This is a genomic window from Mesorhizobium sp. M0833, from assembly GCF_040319905.1.
Classification (GTDB): domain Bacteria; phylum Pseudomonadota; class Alphaproteobacteria; order Rhizobiales; family Rhizobiaceae; genus Mesorhizobium.
This window is the reverse complement of the sequence record NZ_JAMYOQ010000024.1, coordinates 43,929-64,078: the sequence shown is the minus strand read 5'-3', so window position 1 is coordinate 64,078 and position 20,150 is coordinate 43,929. Positions and strand designations below refer to the sequence as shown.

General features: G+C 62.4%; 21 protein-coding genes. 11 read left to right on the top strand and 10 right to left on the bottom strand.

Annotation, left to right across the window (positions count from 1 at the left end; translation table 11 throughout):
- Positions 1-171 precede the first annotated feature (171 nt).
- From NKH98_RS23975 to NKH98_RS23965, 3 genes are all read left to right on the top strand, one after another.
- On the top strand, positions 172-540 hold the full coding sequence (locus NKH98_RS23975; protein ID WP_352902276.1) for an Hpt domain-containing protein: 369 nt from the start codon (positions 172-174) through the stop codon (positions 538-540).
- Positions 541-637: 97 nt separating this feature from the next.
- Positions 638-958 carry a 2Fe-2S iron-sulfur cluster-binding protein gene (locus NKH98_RS23970; protein ID WP_254817397.1) on the top strand — a complete coding sequence of 107 codons (321 nt, stop codon included), beginning with the start codon at positions 638-640 and terminating at the stop codon, positions 956-958.
- Positions 959-1,040: 82 nt separating this feature from the next.
- Positions 1,041-2,069, top strand: coding sequence for an NAD(P)/FAD-dependent oxidoreductase (locus NKH98_RS23965; protein WP_254817396.1), 1,029 nt, complete (start codon positions 1,041-1,043; stop codon positions 2,067-2,069).
- Between the two features lie 27 nt (positions 2,070-2,096).
- Here the strand turns inward: NKH98_RS23965 and NKH98_RS23960 are convergent, their stop codons facing one another.
- The gene (locus tag NKH98_RS23960; protein WP_352902247.1) at positions 2,097-3,578 is read right to left on the bottom strand and encodes an MDR family MFS transporter; all 1,482 of its coding nucleotides are present in this window, start codon (positions 3,576-3,578) and stop codon (positions 2,097-2,099) included.
- Between the two features lie 225 nt (positions 3,579-3,803).
- A complete protein-coding gene (locus NKH98_RS23955; RefSeq protein WP_352902244.1) occupies positions 3,804-4,421 on the bottom strand; it encodes a DUF922 domain-containing Zn-dependent protease in 618 nt (205 codons plus the stop codon).
- A gap of 96 nt (positions 4,422-4,517) precedes the next feature.
- Here NKH98_RS23955 and folP point away from each other — a divergent pair, with 96 nt between their 5' ends.
- Genes folP through folK form a run of 3 tightly spaced genes read left to right on the top strand, consistent with a single transcriptional unit; the run spans position 4,518 to position 6,222 of the window.
- Positions 4,518-5,363, top strand: coding sequence for a dihydropteroate synthase (gene folP, locus NKH98_RS23950; protein ID WP_352876578.1), 846 nt, complete (start codon positions 4,518-4,520; stop codon positions 5,361-5,363).
- A gap of 3 nt (positions 5,364-5,366) precedes the next feature.
- Positions 5,367-5,726 (top strand): dihydroneopterin aldolase, encoded by a 360-nt coding sequence (gene folB / locus NKH98_RS23945; protein ID WP_023674838.1) that lies wholly within the window; start codon positions 5,367-5,369, stop codon positions 5,724-5,726.
- Complete coding sequence (gene folK / locus NKH98_RS23940; RefSeq protein ID WP_352902240.1) at positions 5,710-6,222, top strand: 2-amino-4-hydroxy-6-hydroxymethyldihydropteridine diphosphokinase; 513 nt, start codon at positions 5,710-5,712, stop codon at positions 6,220-6,222. The genes folB and folK overlap by 17 nt, the downstream gene beginning before the upstream one ends.
- A 23-nt stretch (positions 6,223-6,245) precedes the next feature.
- Here folK and NKH98_RS23935 read toward each other — a convergent pair whose 3' ends face one another.
- Positions 6,246-6,797, bottom strand: a complete 552-nt coding sequence (locus NKH98_RS23935) for a DUF924 family protein (RefSeq protein WP_502894310.1) — start codon at positions 6,795-6,797, stop codon at positions 6,246-6,248.
- Between the two features lie 17 nt (positions 6,798-6,814).
- A complete protein-coding gene (locus tag NKH98_RS23930; RefSeq protein WP_352902237.1) occupies positions 6,815-8,650 on the bottom strand; it encodes a monovalent cation:proton antiporter-2 (CPA2) family protein in 1,836 nt (611 codons plus the stop codon).
- A 220-nt stretch (positions 8,651-8,870) separates the two neighbouring features.
- Here NKH98_RS23930 and NKH98_RS23925 point away from each other — a divergent pair, with 220 nt between their 5' ends.
- Positions 8,871-9,137, top strand: coding sequence for a hypothetical protein (locus NKH98_RS23925; protein WP_352478988.1), 267 nt, complete (start codon positions 8,871-8,873; stop codon positions 9,135-9,137).
- 62 nt (positions 9,138-9,199) lie between these two features.
- On the opposite strand, the gene NKH98_RS23920 is transcribed toward NKH98_RS23925, so the two are convergent.
- The 4 genes from NKH98_RS23920 to NKH98_RS23905 all read right to left on the bottom strand — a co-directional run bounded on the left by NKH98_RS23920 (position 9,200) and on the right by NKH98_RS23905 (position 12,977).
- Complete coding sequence (locus tag NKH98_RS23920) at positions 9,200-9,754, bottom strand: hypothetical protein (RefSeq protein WP_352902234.1); 555 nt, start codon at positions 9,752-9,754, stop codon at positions 9,200-9,202.
- Between the two features lie 87 nt (positions 9,755-9,841).
- Positions 9,842-10,936 carry a YcjF family protein gene (locus tag NKH98_RS23915; RefSeq protein ID WP_352478986.1) on the bottom strand — a complete coding sequence of 365 codons (1,095 nt, stop codon included), beginning with the start codon at positions 10,934-10,936 and terminating at the stop codon, positions 9,842-9,844.
- A complete protein-coding gene (locus NKH98_RS23910) occupies positions 10,933-12,411 on the bottom strand; it encodes a YcjX family GTP-binding protein (protein WP_352899036.1) in 1,479 nt (492 codons plus the stop codon). The genes NKH98_RS23915 and NKH98_RS23910 overlap by 4 nt, the downstream gene beginning before the upstream one ends.
- 62 nt (positions 12,412-12,473) lie before the next feature.
- Positions 12,474-12,977 carry a SixA phosphatase family protein gene (locus NKH98_RS23905; RefSeq protein ID WP_352902230.1) on the bottom strand — a complete coding sequence of 168 codons (504 nt, stop codon included), beginning with the start codon at positions 12,975-12,977 and terminating at the stop codon, positions 12,474-12,476.
- A 262-nt stretch (positions 12,978-13,239) separates the two neighbouring features.
- On the opposite strand from NKH98_RS23905, the gene dksA reads away from it, so the two are divergent.
- On the top strand, positions 13,240-13,656 hold the full coding sequence (gene dksA, locus NKH98_RS23900; protein WP_023674847.1) for an RNA polymerase-binding protein DksA: 417 nt from the start codon (positions 13,240-13,242) through the stop codon (positions 13,654-13,656).
- A gap of 80 nt (positions 13,657-13,736) precedes the next feature.
- Here the strand turns inward: dksA and NKH98_RS23895 are convergent, their stop codons facing one another.
- A complete protein-coding gene (locus NKH98_RS23895) occupies positions 13,737-14,495 on the bottom strand; it encodes a hypothetical protein (protein WP_352902227.1) in 759 nt (252 codons plus the stop codon).
- Between the two features lie 201 nt (positions 14,496-14,696).
- Here NKH98_RS23895 and cckA point away from each other — a divergent pair, with 201 nt between their 5' ends.
- On the top strand, positions 14,697-17,270 hold the full coding sequence (cckA, locus tag NKH98_RS23890; RefSeq protein WP_352902224.1) for a cell cycle histidine kinase CckA: 2,574 nt from the start codon (positions 14,697-14,699) through the stop codon (positions 17,268-17,270).
- 83 nt (positions 17,271-17,353) lie between these two features.
- Entirely contained in the window at positions 17,354-18,064 is a 711-nt protein-coding gene (locus tag NKH98_RS23885; protein ID WP_254817383.1) for a purine-nucleoside phosphorylase, read from the top strand.
- Positions 18,065-18,114: 50 nt separating this feature from the next.
- On the opposite strand, the gene NKH98_RS23880 is transcribed toward NKH98_RS23885, so the two are convergent.
- Positions 18,115-18,510 carry a hypothetical protein gene (locus tag NKH98_RS23880; protein WP_023674851.1) on the bottom strand — a complete coding sequence of 132 codons (396 nt, stop codon included), beginning with the start codon at positions 18,508-18,510 and terminating at the stop codon, positions 18,115-18,117.
- A gap of 302 nt (positions 18,511-18,812) precedes the next feature.
- Between NKH98_RS23880 and urtA the strand changes: the two genes are divergently transcribed.
- Positions 18,813-20,123, top strand: a complete 1,311-nt coding sequence (gene urtA, locus NKH98_RS23875; protein WP_502894309.1) for an urea ABC transporter substrate-binding protein — start codon at positions 18,813-18,815, stop codon at positions 20,121-20,123.
- The last annotated feature ends 27 nt before the right edge of the window (positions 20,124-20,150 follow it).

The window sequence follows — 20,150 nt, the reverse complement described above, 5'->3', positions numbered from 1 at the left end:
CGGGTAAAGAAAACATGCATTCCGCCCGATACGTAAAACTTTAAATATAAGGTTAACACAGCCGTGATTCCGGCGCCGTTATCGCGACATTTTTCCGGGCCAAATCATTAACCCGTTGTCCACCGGATACGCCTAGTTTTTGCGGCGGTCGAAGAACGGAGTCTCAAAGTGATACGTGGCGAAAACGGCATTGCCTCCTCGATGCCCGGCGGCGACGTGTCGGGGACAGGCGGGGCACGGCCGATCGACCTGGCGCATCTTGCGCGCCAGACGATGGGCGATCGGAGCCTCGAGCAGGAGGTGCTGGCTCTGTTCGTGCAGCAGGCGCTGTCGGTACGCGACAAGATCGTCGATGCGGATGTCGGGCAGCGGCTGCTATTGGCACACGGGCTCAAAGGCTCGGCGCGCGGGGTCGGCGCCTTCGCCATCGCCGATTGCGCCAGTGCGATCGAATGCCGGCCCGAAGACGCCGGCACGCTGAAGCGGCTTGGCTCGCTGATCGAAGAAGTGCGCGACTTCGTCGCCGCCATCAGCCGATAGCACTTATTCCCGAAACGCCACACAGCGGCGCTTTGGCGCCGCAGTTGACTTGTCCGGCAGAGTGATTATGTCGGCTCAGACTCCCTTCAGGTGACAAATGACCAAGCTGACCTTCATCGCCCATGACGGCACGCGTTTTGACGTGGATGCCGAAAACGGCTCGACCGTCATGGAAAATGCGATCCGCAATGCGGTGCCGGGAATAGAAGCGGAATGCGGCGGCGCCTGCGCCTGCGCGACCTGCCATGTTTATGTCGACGAAGCCTGGACGGCGGAGGTCGGCGAGCCGGAAGCCATGGAAGAGGACATGCTGGACTTCGCCTACGACGTCCAGCCGAATTCGCGGCTGTCATGCCAGATCAAGGTGCGCGACGCCCTCGACGGGCTGGTCGTGCGCGTGCCGGCCCGCCAGGGCTGAAGCCGATTTTTGCCGCTGCCGCTTGGCAGCGGACCAATGGTCATGCAGTGTCGCGCCGTTTTCCCATAAAGGCGCATGCTTCATGACCGCTATCATCAAGACAGACGTACTCATTGTCGGGGCAGGGCCTGTCGGCCTGTTTGCGGTATTCGAGCTCGGCCTCTTCGACATGAAGTGCCATCTGATCGACATACTCGACCGGCCCGGCGGGCAGTGCGCCGAACTCTACCCGGAAAAGCCGATCTACGACATTCCGGGCTGGCCCTCGATCTCGGCGCAAGGTCTGGTCGACAAGCTGCTTGAGCAGATCGCGCCGTTCAAGCCCGAATTCACCTATAACCGCATGGTTTCGGGCCTGGAAAGACTGGAGGACGGCAGCTTCCGCGTCACTACCGACGAAAACGAGGTGTTCGAAGCCAAAATCGTCGTGATCGCCGCTGGCGGCGGCTCTTTCCAGCCGAAGCGGCCGCCGATCCCGGGCATCGAACCCTATGAAGGCAAGAGCGTGTTCTACTCGGTGCGCCGGATGGAGGACTTTCGCGGCCATGACCTCGTCATCGTCGGCGGCGGCGATTCGGCGCTCGACTGGACGCTGAATCTGCAGCCGGTGGCCAAGAGCGTGACACTGGTGCACCGGCGGCCCGAATTCCGTGCAGCGCCCGACAGCGTCAACAAGATGTATGCCATGCAGGAGATGAAGCAGCTGGAATTCCAGGTCGGACAAGTGACTGGCCTGACCGGCGCCGACGGCCAGCTCGCCTCCGCCATCATCAAGGGACCGGAGGGCGATATCGAAGTACCGTGTACGCGGATGCTGCCATTCTTCGGCCTGACGATGAAGCTCGGCCCAATCGCCGAATGGGGCCTCAATCTCCACGAGAACCTGATCCCGGTCGACACCGAAAAATTCCAGACGTCGGTACCCGGCATCTTCGCCGTCGGCGACATCAACTGGTATCCCGGCAAGTTGAAGCTGATCCTGTCAGGCTTCCATGAGGTCGCTTTGATGGCGCAAGCAGCCAAGCGCATCGTCAGCCCCGGCGAGCGCATTGTGTTCCAGTATACGACCTCGTCGACCAGCTTGCAGAAGAAGCTCGGCGTGGTCGACTGACCCTCGCTGTATTTTTGTCCGGCCGGTCTACTCCGCCAAAGCTGGGGCCACAGCCTCGGCATGGCCGCGAAGCGTTTTTTCCGGCATCAGCCAGAGCGTGATGAACGACAACAGCAAGGTTGCGGCCGCGGCAAGAAAGATCATCACGAACGGCATGGCCGAGGCAACATGGCCGGCCGGCTGCGTGCCTTCGCTGGCCAGCGGCAGGCCGTAGCCAAGGGCGACGGCACCAAGCATGGCGACGCCAAGCGCACTGCCCAGCGAGCGGAGGAAGGTGAGAACGCCGGTCGCCACGCCAAGGTGCATACGATCGACGGCGTTCTGGACCGAGACAGTGGCAACCGGAAAGGTCGTGCCTGTGCCCAGGCCTACGCAGGTCGTCAACACCTCGACGAGCAACAGTGAGGCATGCCCGGCGACCAGGCTGAGCACGCCGAGGCACAGGATCGAGAAAACCGTTCCGATCATGGCAATGCGTTTATAGTGGAAAAAGCGCGGGATCATTCGCGCGCTGAAGGTCGCACCGGCCACCGTGCCGAGCATCAGCCCAAGCAACGCGGTGCCCGATTCGCTGACCGACAGGCCGACGACCGATTGCAGGTAGACCGGCAGATAGACCGACAAGCCGACATTGGCGGCCTGCAGCAGGAACATCGACAGCGTCCCGGCGAGAACGATCGGATTGCCGAGCACTTCGAGCGAGATCAGCGGTTCGGCCGCACGCAGCAGCCGCAGCGCGAACCCGCTCCAGAACACCGCTGAGCAGATGAGCAGTCCAAGGATTTCAGGCGACAGCCAGGGATACTCGCTGCCGCCCCAGTTCAAGGCAAGCAGCAGCAGCGAGGTGGCCGCGACCAGAAGCAGCGCGCCGAGGCCGTCGATGCGGTGATGTTTTGCGGCGATCGGCAGCTTCTTGAGCGGGTTGTTGATGATAGCCATCGCCAGCAGGCCGAGCGGAATGTTGATCCAGAAGATCAGCGACCAATGCAGATGTTCGGCGAAGGTGCCGCCGAGCAGCGGCCCGGCGATGCTGGCGACGGCCCAGGTGCCCGAGATCCAGGCGGCGTAGCGAGCCCGCTCACGCGGCGGCACGAGGTCGCCGATCACGGTCTGCGTCAGGGCGAACAGCCCGCCGCCGCCTGCGCCCTGGATCGCCCGGCCGACAACCAGGACCAGCATGTTGGGGGCGGTGGCGCTGACCAGCGAGCCGGCGAGAAAGATCAGGATTGCAGCATAGACGGTCGGCCGGCGACCATAAATGTCGGAGATCTTGCCGTAGAGCGGCGCCACGGCGGTCGCGGTCAGAAGATAGCCGGTCACGATCCACGGCAGATACTCGGCATGCCCGAGCAGACGTGCCATCGTCGGCATCGCCGGCGCGACGATGGTCTGGTCGAGCGCTGCCAGCAGCATCGACAAGAGCACGCCGCCGATGATGGCGTTTTTCTCGGTTTCGGTCAGCGGCGTGCTGGTTTCCACCATCGCTTGCTTGTCGATAGCCTGGTCCATATCCATTCATCCCATTACGCTTGGGTGCACGTCGGCGAGGCGCTGGAGTGCGTCGAGTGTACAGATTGGCCGTGTTCTTGTGCCTTTGAGATGAGCCCTGCGAACTCGATATATGTCGTTCGCTATAGGCCGATTTCGACAGCGGCTCGAAAGTTTTTCGAAGCTGGCACCATGTTTCGGCAAAATTGGCTTTGGTCCAAATTGGCTTTTCCGACGACGCGAAGTTCAGCCGGGAGCGAGTCGGCCGTTCTCAATGCGCTCGATGCGGTAATTCAAGAGCCGCAGGATGCGGCTTTGGAAATTGACGCTTTCCACACGATCGAAGCGCATCTGCTCCTGGTCGTGCTTGGCGAGCATGGCCGCCGTTATTTTTGCGGCCTTGGCCTTGGCCAGTTCGCAGGTCTTTTCCGGGTGGCTCGCCTTCAAGGCGTCTTCGAGTTCGCGGCCATGGTTCTTGGCAATCTCGACGTGGCGTTCCTCATGGCGCTTGATGTCGGCGGACAACGTATCCCAGAACAGCCTGACGCCTGCATCGGCTTTCCGCGGGCGGCGCCACTGCGGAAGGATCACCTTGACCTTGACGGTGACGACAGCGTCGGCAATCCAGCACGAGCCCGGCTTTTGCGCATAGCTGACGCGGGTGGTGAACGCCATCTGGGTAGCGCCTGGATGCCGCGACCCGGTGCTTTTCACCCGAGGCCCGAGTTTCGACAGCTGGGTCTCGATGTCGTCGAGCGTCCTGCCGCCGATCGGGAAATAACTATATGTCTTGACGAGAGTTGCAGCGCTGGCCGGGAATGCGGTCAGGGCGAGCATCAGGGCGCAAAGGAAGGATCGTTTCATCGTGTTGCCTCTTTGCCCACCTTGCTTTACCGCCGTCTCCGGCGCAACGGAATTGATCCCCGGCCACGCCGCGGGATCGGGCATGGTTGATGGGCAATGATGACAGGGCGATGGCAGTTGGCCCATGGACGCCATCTCGACATTGGTGGCAAGGCCGTGGTCGTCGGCATCCTCAACATCACGCCGGACAGTTTTTCCGACGGCGGCCTGTTCGATGCGCCTGAAAGAGCAGTTGACCAGGCGCGCCGCATGGTCGGGGAGGGGGCCTCCGTCATCGACATCGGCGGAGAATCGACACGTCCCGGGGCGTCTGCGATCTCCGCAAAGGAAGAGCAGGCTCGCATATTGCCGGTCATCGAGGCGCTCGCGACGTCTGGCGGAACGCTGATCTCGGTCGATACCTATCGCGAGGATACGGCCCGCCTCGCCGTCCAGGCCGGCGCACATATCGTCAATGACGTCTGGGGCCTGCAGCGCGAACCGGGCATTGCCCGCGTCGCGGCCGAAACCGGTGCGGGGCTTGTCATCATGCACACGGGACGGGATCGACAGAAACTGCCTGACGTGATTGCCGATCAGCTCTTCTTCCTCAGGAAGTCGCTGGAAATTGCGCGACGGAGCGGTGTTGCCGACGACCATATCGTGCTCGACCCGGGCTTCGGCTTCGCCAAGGAGACGGCAGCGGAAAATCTTGACCTGATGGCACGGTTTTCCGAGCTTCGTGCGCTGGGTTTTCCACTGATGGCCGGCACATCGCGAAAGCGCTTTATCGGCACCGTCACCGGCCGCGACGCAGCCGCAAGGGGCGCCGGAACCGCGGCCACCAGCGTCATCCTGAGGCTCAAAGGCGCGCATCTCTTTCGCGTCCACGATGTCGCAATCAACGTGGATGCGTTGGCCATTGCCGATGCTATGCTGGCGCGTGAGATCGGGGAAAGCTGAGCCATGTATGTCATCCGCATGAAAAACTGCGCTTTCTTCGCTCGGCACGGTGTGCTGGACGAAGAAGAGACGCTGGGCCAGCGTTTTTATGTCGATGCGGCACTCACGGTGGATCCCGGGCGGGCGCTGGTCGAGGATTCCATCGAGGACACCGTCAATTACGGCATCGCTTTTGCGGTCATCGAGAAGATCATTACGGGCGAGCGGCGTTTTCTGATCGAAGCTCTGGCGCTCGAAGTGGCGAGGGCGCTGACGGCGCGGTTTCCGCAGATCAAAAAGGCCGAGATCACCGTGCGCAAGCCGAATGCCCCGGTGCCGGGTGTGCTCGATCATGTCGAGGTGACCGTTGTCTGGCCAGAATAATACCGTCTATCTCAGTCTCGGCGGCAATCTCGGTGATCCGGCGACGTCGATGGCTGCGGCACTGGGAATTCTGGATGCCGACGAGAGCACGCGCGTCGTTGCCGTTTCGTCGCTCTACCGCACGCCGCCCTGGGGCAAGCTCGATCAGCCGGATTTCCTCAATGCGGCGGCCGAAATCTCGACCGCGCTCGCACCGCGAGACTTGCTGGATCTCTGCCTTGATGCCGAGCGAAAACTGAAGCGGGTGCGCGAGGAGCGCTGGGGTCCGCGCCTGATCGACATCGACATTCTCGTGTTCGGCGACCGCGTTATCCACGAGACCGGGCTGGAGGTGCCGCATCCGCGCATGCTGGAGCGCGCCTTCGTGCTGGCACCGCTGGCAGAAATTGCGCCGGAGCTTGTGGTCGACGGCAAGAGCGTGTCGGAGCGGCTGGCCGCAGTCGACACATCGGGCATTGAACGGCTGCCGTCAGGCCGGGATTGGTGGAAGGCCTGAGGCTGCCGCCATCGGTGCCCGAATCAGCCGGAAAACCCACCTCCGTCGAGGAACATTTGTTCGTCCGGTGTCGTCTCGCGGCCAAGCATCCTGTTTCGGTGCGGAAAGCGGCCGAAGCGCTGGATGATGTCGCGATGCTCGATCGCATATTTCAGGTAGGACGGAGTCTTGGCGGCGGTAAGCTCCACCGATTTGAGCTGGTCGGCGAGGTCCTCCGAATGCTCATAAGGCAGATAGAGAAAGACGCGGAGCTCTTCGTCGAGCGCCAGGTCATGGCCGGCTGCGATCGCCTTCCCGGCGAAATGCCGCGCCAGCGGGTCCGTGGCGTACATGTGGCCGGTGCCGCGAAAGCAGTTTCGCGGAAACTGGTCGAGCAGGATCATCAGTGCCAGAGACCCTTCGGCGTGTTCAGACCAGCCGTCGCATTCGCGGCCGGCGGCGGCGAAGTGCAGATCGAAAAACCGGGTGCGGAAGTCGGCATCAAAGGCGTCGTTCTTCTCGAACCATGCCTCCTCCCCGGCGTCGCGCCAGAATCTGGTGACGGAGAGAGCGCGCTCGTCCAGTTCGTTCATCATTCGCGTCATTCCAAGGTTTAATCGGCCGGTTCGGATTTCTGCAGCACGCCGGCGGTCTCTTCGTTGAGCGCCTGGCCCGCGCGTCGTGGCGTGCTGAGCGGCGTCGGAATGGGGGTCCCGATATTGCCTTTGAGAAAGCGTCGCCCGGCGCGGATGCCTTCGGCCAGCTGGAGTTCGAAACGGGCAGCGTCGCGGCGACGGACATCCTCGATGACCTCGGCGACCTCTTCTGGGTCGACGCCAAGGGCTTCCAGTGTCGAGCCGCCGAAGACAAGCGCCGATTCGAAGGTCTCGCGGAGCTGATAGTCGACGCCGGCACGAATGAGCTGCAACGCCGTACCGCGGTCGAAAGCCCGTGCCAGCACCGTCAGCAAGGGAAATTCCGCCTTGATCAGTTCGGCGATGCGCACGGCGGCATCGGGCTTGTCGACGCAGATCAGCACTGCGCGTGCCCGCCCGGCTCCCGCGGCACGCAGGATGTCCAGCCGCGTGCCGTCGCCATAATAGACCTTGAAGCCGAAATCGGCTGCCGCCTGGATCATTTCGACCTCATTGTCGATGATCGATACGTCGATGCCGCGCAACAAAAGCGGCTGGCTGGCGATCTGGCCGAACCGGCCAAAGCCGATGATCAGCACGCTGCCGGTCAGGCCGTTGGCGACATCGACGCCTTCAAGCGACTGCTCGTCGCGCGGCGTCAAATACCGCAGGGCTATAATTGCCAACGGCGTCAGCACCATGGAAATGATGACGATGGCGGTCAGCATCGCATTGGCCTGGCTATCGATGATCCCGACTGCCGCTGCTGCGGAATAGACGACGAAGGCGAATTCGCCGCCTTGCGCCATGAAGACCGCGCGCTCGAGCGCTTCCCGGTGGCCGGTTTTGAGGACGCGGGCAACGATATAGATGCCGATCGCCTTCATTATCATGTAGGCGACGACATAGATGGCAATGAGCTGCCAGTTGACGACGACCACATGCAGGTCGAGTGACATGCCGACAGCGAGGAAGAACAGCCCGAGCAGAATGCCGCGGAACGGTTCGATATCGGCCTCCAACTGGTGGCGGAAGGTCGATTCCGACAAGAGTACACCGGCCAGGAAGGCGCCCATCGCCATCGACAGGCCGGAAAGCTGCATGGCGAGCGCCGATCCGAGAACGACCAGAAGGGCGGCTGCGGTCATCACCTCGCGGGCGCGCGCATCCGCCAGGATACGGAAGAACGGATTGAGCAGATAGCGTCCTGCAAGCACCAGCCCGACGATCGCGGCAAGGCCGATACCGACCTCCGTCAACCGATCCGACAGGCTCATATCGGCGCCGCCCGGCGCGAGGAAGGCGATCAGCGCCAGCAGCGGCACGATGGCCAGGTCTTCCAAAAGCAGGACCGAAACGATGCGCTGGCCCTTTGGCGTGGCCAGTTCGCCGCGTTCTTCCAGCAATTGCATGACGATGGCCGTCGAGGTGAGCACGAAACCGGCGCCGGCGACGAAGGATTGCGCGATCGGAAAACCTCCCGCCAGCCCGACGCCGGTCAGCAGGACCGCGCAGACGCCGACCTGCAGCGCGCCAAGCCCGAAGATCTCGCGGCGCAGGCCCCACAGGCGTGACGGCTGCATCTCCAGTCCGATGATGAACAGGAACATGACGACGCCGAGTTCGGCGACATGAAGAATGGCTTCCGATTCGGAAAAGATGCGCAGCCCAAACGGGCCGATCACGACGCCGGCCGTCAAATAGCCGAGGATGGAGCCAAGTCCCATGCGCCTGAAGATCGGCACCGCAACGACGCCGGCGGCAAGCAGCGCCACCACCTGGATCAGATCGCTGTTCGATGCCTCTGCCGCCATGCCTGCCGTTCCGCTCTCTTGCAACAAGCGGCCAAGATAGGGGCTTCGGGGCGGATCGAACAGTGCGAATCCGGTGCGTCGTGGAAGCGATATTGCACTGCACAGGATAATGGGCCTCCGGGCGTTGCTTGTTCCAGCGATCCGGCTAAGGACGCCCGGCTTCGGCCAGTGGAGGGTGAGCGACGATCACGTCGCGGCCCTTTTTGAGGAGATGACTGACATGAAGACGTTTTTGCTGGTTGCCGTTGGTATCGCGGCACTTGCCGGCTCCGCCTGTTCCAAGGCACCGGAGTGCACGACCGAGATGCTGACCAAGAAGGCTCAGGACATGACTGCAGCGCTTCAGGCTGCGATTACCAAGGATCCGGCCAAGGCTGCCGATCTCACAGCCAAGGTCCAGGCGGTCACAACCAAGTATCCGGGTGGCACAACAGCGGCTGACGCCTGCAAGGCTTATGACGAGCTGACTGCGGCGATCAAAGGCTGAGCGCCCATTGCATGTCAAAGAGGGCGGCGCCGTTTGGCTGCCGCCTTTTTCATGCCCGAGACTCAGTTCGGAGCGATGGAGCCAACTTCTACCCCATCGACCCGCTTCAACTTCATCCCGATGACCGGGACTAGTTGCTGGTCGACGCGCACGGCAACGGTCACCGTCATCGAATTGTCGTCTGGGACAAGCGCCTGCATTACGCCGCGCAACTGATTGCGATTGATGGTGAAAACCACCTTGTGCGCATCGACGACATTGCCACCGATAATGTCGAGGCCGGACCCGGCGGCGCCGCCCATGAAGCTGCCCTCGTAGCCCTGGCGGCCCTTGTGCTCGATCGTTGCCGACATCTGCTGTGTGAACATGCCGACCCGGCAGCCGCCGTCGAGCGACATGCCGACTTTGCCGTCAGGCGTCGAGCCGGTGAAGCTGCAGGTGAATTTCGTGCCCTTGTATTTGCCGGCGACGATTTCTCCGGGGCCGACCCATTTGCCTTCGACCGATCGAAAGAACTGCTTGTCCGGTTCCGCCCCCGTAGCCTTTCCGGCAATGCCGACGGTTGCGACAAGCGCGAGCGCCACGGGTAGCCCGCTGGACAGAATAACGCTTTTCATCGACGACACCCGGCAACAAAGAGACTGGTTTGGACGCTTCCGACCATGAACAAGATTGGTTAATGCTTTGTCACCCCAAGGCAATAGTCACGTTCGGGAAACGGATGTTTCTTTTTCTTTTTTTGCTGCAAAGGACGTCAGCGCGGAGAGGAAATCGCCTAATCCAGGCCGCCTGACCGCGTAAAAGGGCAGGGGCCTTGCGGTTTCCATCGCTGCAATGCCGATGCGCGCCGTCATCATGCCGTTGACGACGCCTTCGCCGAGCTTTGCCGACAGCCGGGCCGCAAGGCCGTGGCCGACGATCTGTTGGACGAAACTGTCGCCGACGGCGATCGACCCGGTGACCGCGAGATGGGCGAGAACGCTGCGCGCCAGGCGAAAGAAGCCGAGCGTGCCCGGGCGGCCGCCATAGAGCTCCGACAGCCGCCGAATCAGCCGGCCGGCTTCGAATACGACATAGGCGACGTCGACCAGCGCGCGCGGGCTGACCGCGGTCACCAGGGACACACGCTTTGCCGCCTCGAGGATCATCACCTTCGCGCGGGCGTCGAGCGGGCCGAGGATCTCGGTCTCGGCCAGGCGCACCAGATTGCCGCCGTCAATGATCTCGCCGCGCAATTCGGCCAGCGAGCGCCTGCCGGCCGCGGTTTCGGGCTTGGCCGAGACAAAGACCGACAACTCGTCGACCACGGCTCGGGCGGTCTTCGGATCGTCACGGGCAATCGCATCGAGCGCCCGCTTCTGCAACTTTTCGACCTCGGCAAGCCGGGCAATCGCCATGAACTCGCGCACGAGGATGATCAGAAGCGCCAGGATGGCGATCGCGGCCATGCCGGCGGCCAGCCAGCCCAGCCACTCGGCGCGCTCGAACAGGTCGCGAATCAGCTGGTCGGTCCAGAGGCCGACGGCGAGCGAAACCAGAACGCCCAGCGCGCCGAAGAACAGGCTGCCAAGCAGCGAACGTTTTCGCGGCGCAATCGCCGGCGGCGGCTCGGCAGCGACGATATCAGGCTCGTCGAAGACGTCGATCTCCGCCGGTGTGACCACGGCCAGATCCGCCCTGACGGTACGCGGCTTTCGCGCCGGCGCGGCCTCGGACCCAGCATGGCGAGCCGTGGAATCTTCCTTCTGCTGGGGCTCCGGCTCGATGCGAAAGGCCGCCGGTCTGCGGGGCGCACTCATGCGAGATGATCTCCGATCAGGAACTGCAGCGCGCGGTCGAGCCGGATATGTGGCAGCGACAGCGTGACGCCCTCGGCGGTGCGCTCGAGTTTCGGCGGGCGAAAGCGCACGAAGCGGATCGTGGGGTCGTCATTGTTCTGCCGGCGGATCGATTCGGAAACGTCGAACAACGCATCAATTTTCTCCGGCAAGTCACCGGGAAATATGGCTGTTTCGGTCTTTCCGTCAAAGGTTTCGCCGTTGATTTTTTCGCCACGCAATGGCATGCCGATAATGACCGGCAAAGTCTCGCGGCCCTGCTTGACCGTGCCTTCACGGGTCGCGCGCATGGCCGCCATGGCGACGACGTCGACGTCGGCGCCGGTGAAATTCGCCCGCGCCACGGCGCGGTCGGCTAGCCGCCGCACGATGGCCTGCAGGCGGTCGTGGCTTTCGTGGTGCAGGTGGTCGGCCTTGGTCGCGGCCACCAATATGCGGTCGATGCGCCTCGAAAACAGGTCGGTCAGGAAGTTGCCCCGGCCGGGCCGGAAACAGGACAGGATTTCGGTGACCGCGCGTTCCAGATCGGCCATCGCGCCGGGGCCGGCATTCAATGCCTGCAATGCGTCGATGAGCACGATCTGGCGGTCGAGACGCGTGATGTGTTCGCGAAAGAACGGTTTAACGACATGCGTCTTGTAAGCCTCGTAGCGCCGTTCCATCATAGCCTGCAGCGATCCCGAGCGGGAGCGCCGGCCGCCCAGATTCGGCAGCGGCGCGAAGGTGAGAGCGGGCGAGCCTTCAAGATCGCCGGGCATCAGAAAGCGGCCGGGCGGCAAGGTCGAAAGCGCCCGCTCGTCGAGCTTGCAGGCCTTGAGATAGGCGGCGAAGCTCTCGGCGAGACGGCGCGCCGTCATCTCGTCGGCGTCGGCGTTGGGGTCGACCGGATTGGAGAGCGCCCGCCATTCCCGCGAAAGATCGACACGCACCGGCAACACGGCCATCTCGAAGGCCTCACGCGAAAAATCGGCGTAGGACTTGCCGAGCAGCGGCAGGTCGAGCAGCCATTCGCCGGGATAATCGACGATGTCGACCGACAATTTGCCGGCGGAAAACATGCGGCTCCAGCCAGAGGCCGATTCGTATTCGATGGTGAGCCTCAGTTCGGAAATCGCACGCGTCGAATCCGGCCAGACGCGCTCGTCGACAAGAGCCGCGATGTGATCCTCGTACTGGAAGCGTGGTACGGCGTCGTCCGGCTGCTCTTCGAGAAAAGCCCGGGCGATGCGCCCCGATTTTTGTGCCTCAAACAGCGGCAAGCGTCCACCATGGACCAGATTGTGCACAAGGGCCGAGATGAACACCGTCTTGCCGGCGCGGGACAGCCCGGTCACGCCAAGCCGCAGCGACGGAGCGAAAAGCCCGGCAGCGCGGCCTGACAACGTATCCAAGGCAATCTTGGCCTCGTCGGTAAAAGTCGTCAGCGATGATGCCAAATCTGTTCTCGCGGGCCGGTCAGGCTCCGATATAGGCTTTGATGCGCGGCTTTGAAATGGCCTCAGATATCGGCAGGCGTCAGGAAGGCTTCGAGATAGCCGGTGCCTGGCGCAGCCTCGGCAAGTCTGCCCTTGAACCGGACCACCGCAAGTGCGGAGGTCGGGAAGCCGTGGTTCAGCATGGCCCGCGCGGTCTCGTTGCCGTCGCCCGACAGCGCCATAGCGAGATCCTCAATCATCGGATTGTGGCCGATGGCGAGCAAGGCATCCAGCCCGCCATTCTGCCGGATGGCAGTGAGGTATGCGGCGGCATCGTCGCTGTAGAAGGTGTCACAGAACAGCACCCGGCCCGCGTCGGTATGGCCAGCCAAGCTTTCCAGCGTCTGGCGGGCGCGCTTGGCGCTTGAGCAAAGGGTGAGGGCCGGTGCGTATTTGCGGGAACGCATCAGCACGCCCATCGCTTCGGCGTCGGCCAAGCCGGATGCATCGAGCGGGCGGTCGAAGTCAGTCACGCCAGGCAGCGCCCAGCCGGCCTTCGCATGCCTCAGCAGGTAAAGTCTGGTCACGGAACCCCCGATATGTCGGGTACCGACCGGTCAAATGCGGCCGCAGGAATTAGCCATCAGAAGCGCTTCGCGCGCAATGCCGATGCCCCCTCAAGCATAATGAATCATGCGCGAATTCGGGCGTGCCGTTCATGCGAATGATGTCGCCAATGTCGGTTTGTCCCACATAAACAAATGCGTGAAACTGTCGTCGATTGCGCTTGTGCAGTTTTCGGTCCGCGAATATATAGGCGCCAAATTTGGGGTTTGTTGGGTGAGTCGAATGAACGACATCGTTACCGCCGATTACGTACCCTCCGAAGACGAGCCGTTCATGAACGAGCGGCAGAAATCCTACTTTCGCATGAAGCTCGTCACCTGGAAGAACGACATCTTGCGCGAAGCGCGCGAAACTCTCGAAATCCTGCAGCAGGAAAACGCCAACCACCCCGACCTCGCCGATCGCGCCTCCTCCGAAACCGACCGCGCCATCGAACTTCGCGCCCGCGATCGCCAGCGAAAACTGATCTCCAAGATCGATTCGGCCCTCCAGCGCCTTGACGAAGGCACTTACGGTTACTGCGAGGAGACGGGCGAGCCGATCGCGCTGAAGCGGCTCGACGCGCGCCCGATCGCCACCTTGTCGATCGAGGCACAGGAGCGCCATGAGCGGCGCGAGAAGGTCTACCGCGACGACTGAGCCGGCGGGAAACATGGCATCGGTAAAGCGTTCAAAATGGCCGGTTTTCCGGCCATTTTCCTTGGCCGTTCGCTATCGCCCTATCTTTTCTGATTGGACAATTCGCCGAGGAGCTTCGTCATCTCGTCGTCGAGAGAGGGCGATGCCTTCGCCACCGGCTTGCTCGCCGTTTGGCTGAAGCGTGGCTCGTCGAGGGAAACCTCCAGCTCCTTCATTAGCGCATCGTCGATCGACTCATGCTGTGCCGGCGGCTCGTATCTTGCCGGGGAGTCCTGTCTTGCCGGCTGCGGCGCATGCCGCGAGGCATTGGCATTGACGGATCCATAACTTGGCAACGGTGTAACGTTCGATGCCGGTTTCGGCGCCGGCGTAGGCGCCGGCATTGTTGCCGGCATCGTCGCCGTCTGGCGAGCTCGGACAGGGGGTGCCGCCGCGCTTGCCGGCTGCGGCGGCGCTTGCCTCGCCGGCGCGGCTGTGGTCTGAGCTGGCCTTGCTGCCGGCTGGTGGCTGTTGTCTCCGGTCAAAGCCGGGCGCCGCAGCGCCGAGAGCCTGATGTCGCGCTCGACGACGACGTCGGTCGGACCACCGATCAAGAGCAGGTGCTCGATATCGTCGCGGCGCACCAGCACCAGCCGCCGGTGACTGTCGACCGCTGTGGCATCCATGACAGCCAGCCGCGTCTTGCGGTTCCTGCCCCCGGCGACGAATGTTCCGAATGTCAGGCTGCGGACCAGCCTGATGATAAGAAGAATGATGAGCAGCAGGACAAGTACTGCAAACGTCCATAGGATTGCTGCGGCATAACCAGGCCCCGCCACGCCATCCAGCCATTGCAGCATTGGTTCTCCCAAAATCAGCTTTCGAAGAGAGGCGACACTAGACTGTTGCGGCAGGCCACCGCAAGTTGCCTTTCACGCTTCGTGAACAGCTCGAAACCGGGAGCCGAACGGCGTCATTTTTAGCGGACATCTGCCGCCGGGCCTTTTCCCGACCCTGAGAATATGATTCAACCGACACCGGAATTCACGAGCAGGGGGCACATGGCCAAGGAAGCGCGCGGCGATTTCTATCCGGTACCTATCGTCGACCAGAACACGCGACCGGGCGCGGTCACCCGACTCATCGTTTTCATCGTCGTCCTGACAGGGGCAGCGATCGTCTTCGGCGTTTTCCGCGAGCGACTTGGCGATCCATTCCTGCTCGGCATGCTTGGCGTGCTGGCGATGATCGGTGTCGGCTTTCTATTCGCCACTGCGATCGGCTTCGTGCATATCACGCCGCGCTCGACAAGCGACGAACTGTCGAAAGCTTTCGTCGATTCGATGTCACAAGGTCTCCTGGTCACCGACACCAAAGGCCGTATCATCTACGCCAACCGGACCTATGCCGATATGACGGGTGCCGAGTCGGCCGCCGACATCAAGACGGTCGAAGGTTTGCTTTCAGACGTTCCCGAGGCCTCGGTGACCATATACCGGCTGGCGTCGGGCCTGCGCGACGGCCAGCCGGGCGACGGCGAGTTTCGGCTTGCGCAGTCCATTCGGCCAGGCGCCGAACCGGGCGCGCGCTGGTACCGCGTCCGGGCTCGCGCGTTCAGCGTTCCAGGCCAGCGGCTGCCGATGCTTGCTTGGCAGCTTGCCGATATCTCGCAGGAACGGGCTGAGCAGGAGCGGTTCTTTCTCGACCTGCAAAAGGCGATCGATCACCTCGACCACGCGCCGGCCGGTTTCTTTTCGGCCGACCAGGAAGGCCGCGTCACCTATATCAACGCGACCCTTGCGGAGTGGCTGGGCATCGACCTGGCCAGCTTCACTCCCGGCGCCATCACGCTGCCGGAGATCGTCGCCGGCGACGGCATGGCGCTGGTCCGTTCGGTCAAGGCCGACGCTGGTACCACGCGCAATGCCGTTATCGACCTCGATCTGACGACGATGACCGGCGAGGCGCTGCCGGTGCGCTTCATGCATCGTGTCTCGGCCAGCCGAGAGGGGCTCAACGGCCCGACTCGCACCATCGTGCTCAACCGGACGCAAGGCGAGGACGCTTCGGCCGACCTCCGTGCATCGGAAATACGCTTCACGCGGTTCTTCAACTCGACGCCGATGGCGATAGCCGGCGTCGACCATGCCGGCCGCATCCTGCGCACCAATGCGCCGTTCCTGTCGCTGTTTTCCTCGGTCGTCGAGCGCGACGCGGTCGATCGACGTGTGCGGCTGGATACGGTGATCCACGAGCGCGACCGGCCGGCTTTCGCCGCGGCCTTTGAAAAGGCACGCCAGCAACAGGCTGACATCGAGCCGATCGATACGGTGCTGCCCGGCAATGAGGAGCGCCACATACGCTTCTACGTCAATGCGGTCGCTGACGGCACCGGCGGCGAGGGCGCCGAGGAATCGGCCATCGTCTATGCCGTGGAGACCACCGAGCAAAAGGCCCTCGAGGGCCAGATGGCGCAGAGCCAGAAAATGCAGGCGGTCGGCCAACTCGCCGGCGGCATCGCGCATGATTTCAACAATGTGCTGACCGCCATCATCATGGCCTCGGACCTGCTGCTGACCAACCACCGGCCGTCCGATCCGTCATTCCCAGACATCATGAACATCAAGCAGAACGCCAACCGGGCGGCCTCGCTGGTGCGGCAGTTGCTGGCCTTCTCGCGCAAGCAGACGCTGCGGCCGGAGGTGCTCAACCTGACCGACGTGCTCGCCGACCTAAGGATGCTGCTTGCCCGGCTGGTCGGCAACGACGTCAAGCTCAAGATCGACCATGGCCGCGACCTGTGGCCGGTCAGGGTTGATATCGGGCAGTTCGAGCAAGTGGTGGTCAATCTGGCGGTCAATGCGCGCGATGCGATGCCGGCCGGCGGCGAACTCACCGTACGTACCCGCAACGTCAGCGCCGGGGAATGCAAGACCTTTTCCTATCGCGAACTTGCTCCGGCCGACTATGTGCTGGTCGAGGTCGAGGACAGCGGCAGCGGCATCGCGCCTGATGTGCTGAAAAAGATCTTCGAGCCCTTCTTCACGACAAAGGAGGTTGGCAAGGGAACTGGCCTCGGCCTGTCCATGGTCTATGGCATCATCAAGCAGACAGGCGGCTTCATCTTCTGCGATTCCGAAGTCGGCAAGGGATCCGTGTTCCGCATCTTCCTGCCGCGGCACATTGCGGAGGCAAGGAAGGCGGGCGAGGCTGGAGAGGCGCCGGCCGCACCTGCCAAGATCGCCGACTCAGCAAAGGACCTGTCGGGCTCGGCCACGGTGCTGCTGGTCGAGGACGAGGACGCCGTGCGCATGGGCGGCATGCGGGCGCTGAAATCGCGCGGCTACACTGTCCACGAGGCGTCGTCCGGCGTCGAGGCGCTTGAGGTCTATGAAGCGCTCGGCGGCAAGGTCGACGTCGTGGTGTCGGACGTGGTGATGCCGGAAATGGACGGCCCGACGCTGCTTGGCGAATTGCGCAAACGGCAGCCCGACATCAAGTTCATCTTCGTGTCCGGCTATGCCGAAGACGCGTTCGCCAAGAACTTGCCGGCCGACGCGCATTTCGGCTTCTTGCCGAAGCCGTTTTCGCTCAAGCAATTGGCCACGATCGTAAAGGACATGCTGGAATCCTGACCCTTCCAACGCTCCGCTTGCGCAATGTCGTGAGACTGCCATGATTGCAGGCGAAACGGGCGACGGGTTTTGGAAAGCATGCCGTGACGCCACACAACGAAGCTAGCAAAGGCGATTACGCAAGCACGGTGCTGCTGCCGGGCGACCCGCAGCGCGCTGAATGGATGGCGGAGACCTTTCTGGAAGCGCCGCGCTGCGTCAACCGCCGCCGCGGCGCGCTCGGCTTTACCGGGCTGTTTCGCGGCAAACCTGTCAGCATCCAATCCACCGGCATCGGCGTCTCTTCGTTCCTGGTCTATGTGCATGAGCTGTTGGACTTCTATGGTGCGAAAACACTGATCCGCACCGGTACCTGCGGTGGCCTGACCGCCGAGATGGCGCTGCGCAGCCTGGTGATCGCGCAATCGGTGCGTGGCGAAAATGCGGAGAGCGGCCAGGTTTTTGGGCTCTATCGTGCCGATGCCGGCCCCGATCCGGCATTGTTGACCCAAGCATTGGCCCGAGCTTCGGAACTCGGCATCGACCATCGGGCCGGGCTGACCATTTGCAGCGATATTTTCTATCATCCGCTGGGGCGCGAACGCTTTGCCGAAGCACAGGCACAGGGCGCGCTCGCCGTGGACATGGAAACCAGCGCACTCTACCGCATTGCGGCCGATTTCGGCGCTCGGGCGCTGTCGATCCTGACCGTCGTCGACAACGTGGCAACCGGCGAGCAGACCGACTATTCCGAACGCCAGGGGCTTTTCACCGATATGACCCGGCTGGCGCTCGATCTGGCGGCGGAGAGCTAGGCGGCTTTGTGCTTCGGAGTACGGAACCTCGCCAGGTTCCATACTTTTTTTCAACGCTTCGTGCAGGTCGAGGCGGTAAAGGCGCCGTCTGGCTGCTTCATGATGATGTCGAAGGACGGGGTGGTTCCGCTTTCCAGCGTCGCCTGCGTAAGCGAGATCGAGTTGCCGCCACTGGTATAGCCACCCAGCGGACCTAGCCAGGTGATCACGCCGTCTGCATCCATCTGGTAGTTGTAGCTCTGCGGCGCGATGCCGAAGCTCACAGGACCGCTATAGACGTTTCCCTTGATGGTGATGTCGCCGAGGCTGAGGAACATGCCAAGCAGATAGACTTCGCAATGATAGGAGCCGTCCGGCAGCTTGCCGTCGCTGAAGCCGGCGCGCGCTACGGTCGTCGCCGCCAGCAGAAGCATGGCGGTGAAAATGCAAGAAGCTCTGAAAGCCATTTGATCGCTCGTTAAAGGGGGTTCAAACTTGCCCATTTCGCCGCGGCGCTGCAATCCTCGCCAGCGCTCATATGATGCTGCTCAAAATTCAGGCATTGGCCTATATGTGAGCAAAACTTAGGCTGATATGGGTGATCCTTTCTCGTTTCGAACATAGCAGGCGAGGTTCATCTCCTGCAGCTAATACATTAACCGACTGACAGAGCTGGGAAATCTCAAATCCTCCGACCTTGCTCCGGTGATTGGCACAGCCGTTGCATGGTCTGTTCCGATGCAGTTAACCAGCTTGGGAGTTTAAAAGTATGAGGGGCAGTTTCTCGACAATAGCAAAAATGTTTTCGGCCGGCGTGGTCACCGCCGGCCTGCTGATGAGCGTTCCCGCCAAGGCGGCCGACGACACCATCAAGGTCGGCATCCTCCATTCGCTGTCGGGAACCATGGCGATCTCGGAGACAACGCTGAAGGACGCCATGCTGATGCTCATCGAAGAGCAGAATGCCAAGGGCGGCCTGCTCGGCAAGAAGCTCGAGGCAGTGGTCGTCGATCCGGCTTCCAACTGGCCGCTGTTCGCCGAAAAGGCGCGCGAGCTGATCTCGAAGGACAAGGTCGCCGCGGTGTTCGGCTGCTGGACCTCGGTGTCGCGCAAATCGGTGCTGCCGGTGTTCAGTGAGCTCGACAACATCCTGTTCTACCCGGTCCAGTATGAGGGTGAGGAAAGCGAGCGCAACGTGTTCTACACCGGTGCGGCGCCGAACCAGCAGGCCATTCCGGCCGTCGATTATCTGATGAGCGAGGATGGCGGTTCGGTGAAGCGCTGGGTGCTCGAAGGCACCGACTACGTCTACCCGCGCACCACCAACAAGATCCTCGAGGCCTATCTGAAGGCGAAGGGCGTTGCCGCCGAAGACATCATGGTCAACTACACGCCGTTCGGCTTCTCCGACTGGCAGACCGAAGTCTCGGCGATCAAGAAATTCGGCTCGGCCGGTAAGAAGACCGCCGTCGTCTCGACCGTCAATGGCGACGCCAACGTGCCGTTCTACAAGGAGCTCGGCAACCAGGGCATCAAGGCTGAGGACATCCCGGTCATGGCCTTCTCGGTCGGCGAGGAAGAGCTTGCCGGTCTGGACACTGCGCCTCTGGTCGGCCATCTCGCCGCCTGGAACTATTTCGAAAGCGTCGATACGCCCGAGAACGCGAAGTTCATCGCCGACTGGCACAAGTTCATCAAGAACGACAAGCGCACCACCAACGATCCGATGGAAGCCCACTATATCGGCTTCAACATGTGGGTGAAGGCGGTCGAGAAGGCCGGCACCACCGATCCGGACAAGGTCATCGACGCCATGGTCGGCGTCTCGGTGCCGAACCTGACCGGCGGTTATTCAACCATGATGCCGAACCATCACATCACCAAGCCGGTGCTGATCGGCGAAATCCAGGCCGACGGCCAGTTCGAAACCGTCTCGCAGACGCCGGGCCTGGTAATGGGCGACGAGTGGTCCGACTACCTGCCTGACTCCAAGGACCTGATCTCCGATTGGCGCGCGCCTCTGTCCTGCGGCAACTTCAATGTCGCCACAGGCAAATGCGGCGGCAAGGGAACCAACTGATCCTCCCGGTCTGTCCTCCCAGACCGC

Coding starts and splice junctions, on each gene's coding strand:
- NKH98_RS23970 (WP_254817397.1), top strand. CDS start 638: ATGACCAAGCTGACCTTCATCGCCCATGACGGCACGCGTTTTGACGTG.
- NKH98_RS23965 (WP_254817396.1), top strand. CDS start 1,041: ATGACCGCTATCATCAAGACAGACGTACTCATTGTCGGGGCAGGGCCT.
- NKH98_RS23960 (WP_352902247.1), bottom strand. CDS start 3,578: ATGGACCAGGCTATCGACAAGCAAGCGATGGTGGAAACCAGCACGCCG.
- NKH98_RS23955 (WP_352902244.1), bottom strand. CDS start 4,421: ATGAAACGATCCTTCCTTTGCGCCCTGATGCTCGCCCTGACCGCATTC.
- folP (WP_352876578.1), top strand. CDS start 4,518: ATGATGACAGGGCGATGGCAGTTGGCCCATGGACGCCATCTCGACATT.
- folB (WP_023674838.1), top strand. CDS start 5,367: ATGTATGTCATCCGCATGAAAAACTGCGCTTTCTTCGCTCGGCACGGT.
- NKH98_RS23935 (WP_502894310.1), bottom strand. CDS start 6,797: ATGATGAACGAACTGGACGAGCGCGCTCTCTCCGTCACCAGATTCTGG.
- NKH98_RS23930 (WP_352902237.1), bottom strand. CDS start 8,650: ATGGCGGCAGAGGCATCGAACAGCGATCTGATCCAGGTGGTGGCGCTG.
- NKH98_RS23925 (WP_352478988.1), top strand. CDS start 8,871: ATGAAGACGTTTTTGCTGGTTGCCGTTGGTATCGCGGCACTTGCCGGC.
- NKH98_RS23920 (WP_352902234.1), bottom strand. CDS start 9,754: ATGAAAAGCGTTATTCTGTCCAGCGGGCTACCCGTGGCGCTCGCGCTT.
- NKH98_RS23915 (WP_352478986.1), bottom strand. CDS start 10,936: ATGAGTGCGCCCCGCAGACCGGCGGCCTTTCGCATCGAGCCGGAGCCC.
- dksA (WP_023674847.1), top strand. CDS start 13,240: ATGAACGACATCGTTACCGCCGATTACGTACCCTCCGAAGACGAGCCG.
- NKH98_RS23895 (WP_352902227.1), bottom strand. CDS start 14,495: ATGCTGCAATGGCTGGATGGCGTGGCGGGGCCTGGTTATGCCGCAGCA.
- cckA (WP_352902224.1), top strand. CDS start 14,697: ATGGCCAAGGAAGCGCGCGGCGATTTCTATCCGGTACCTATCGTCGAC.
- NKH98_RS23880 (WP_023674851.1), bottom strand. CDS start 18,510: ATGGCTTTCAGAGCTTCTTGCATTTTCACCGCCATGCTTCTGCTGGCG.
- urtA (WP_502894309.1), top strand. CDS start 18,813: ATGAGGGGCAGTTTCTCGACAATAGCAAAAATGTTTTCGGCCGGCGTG.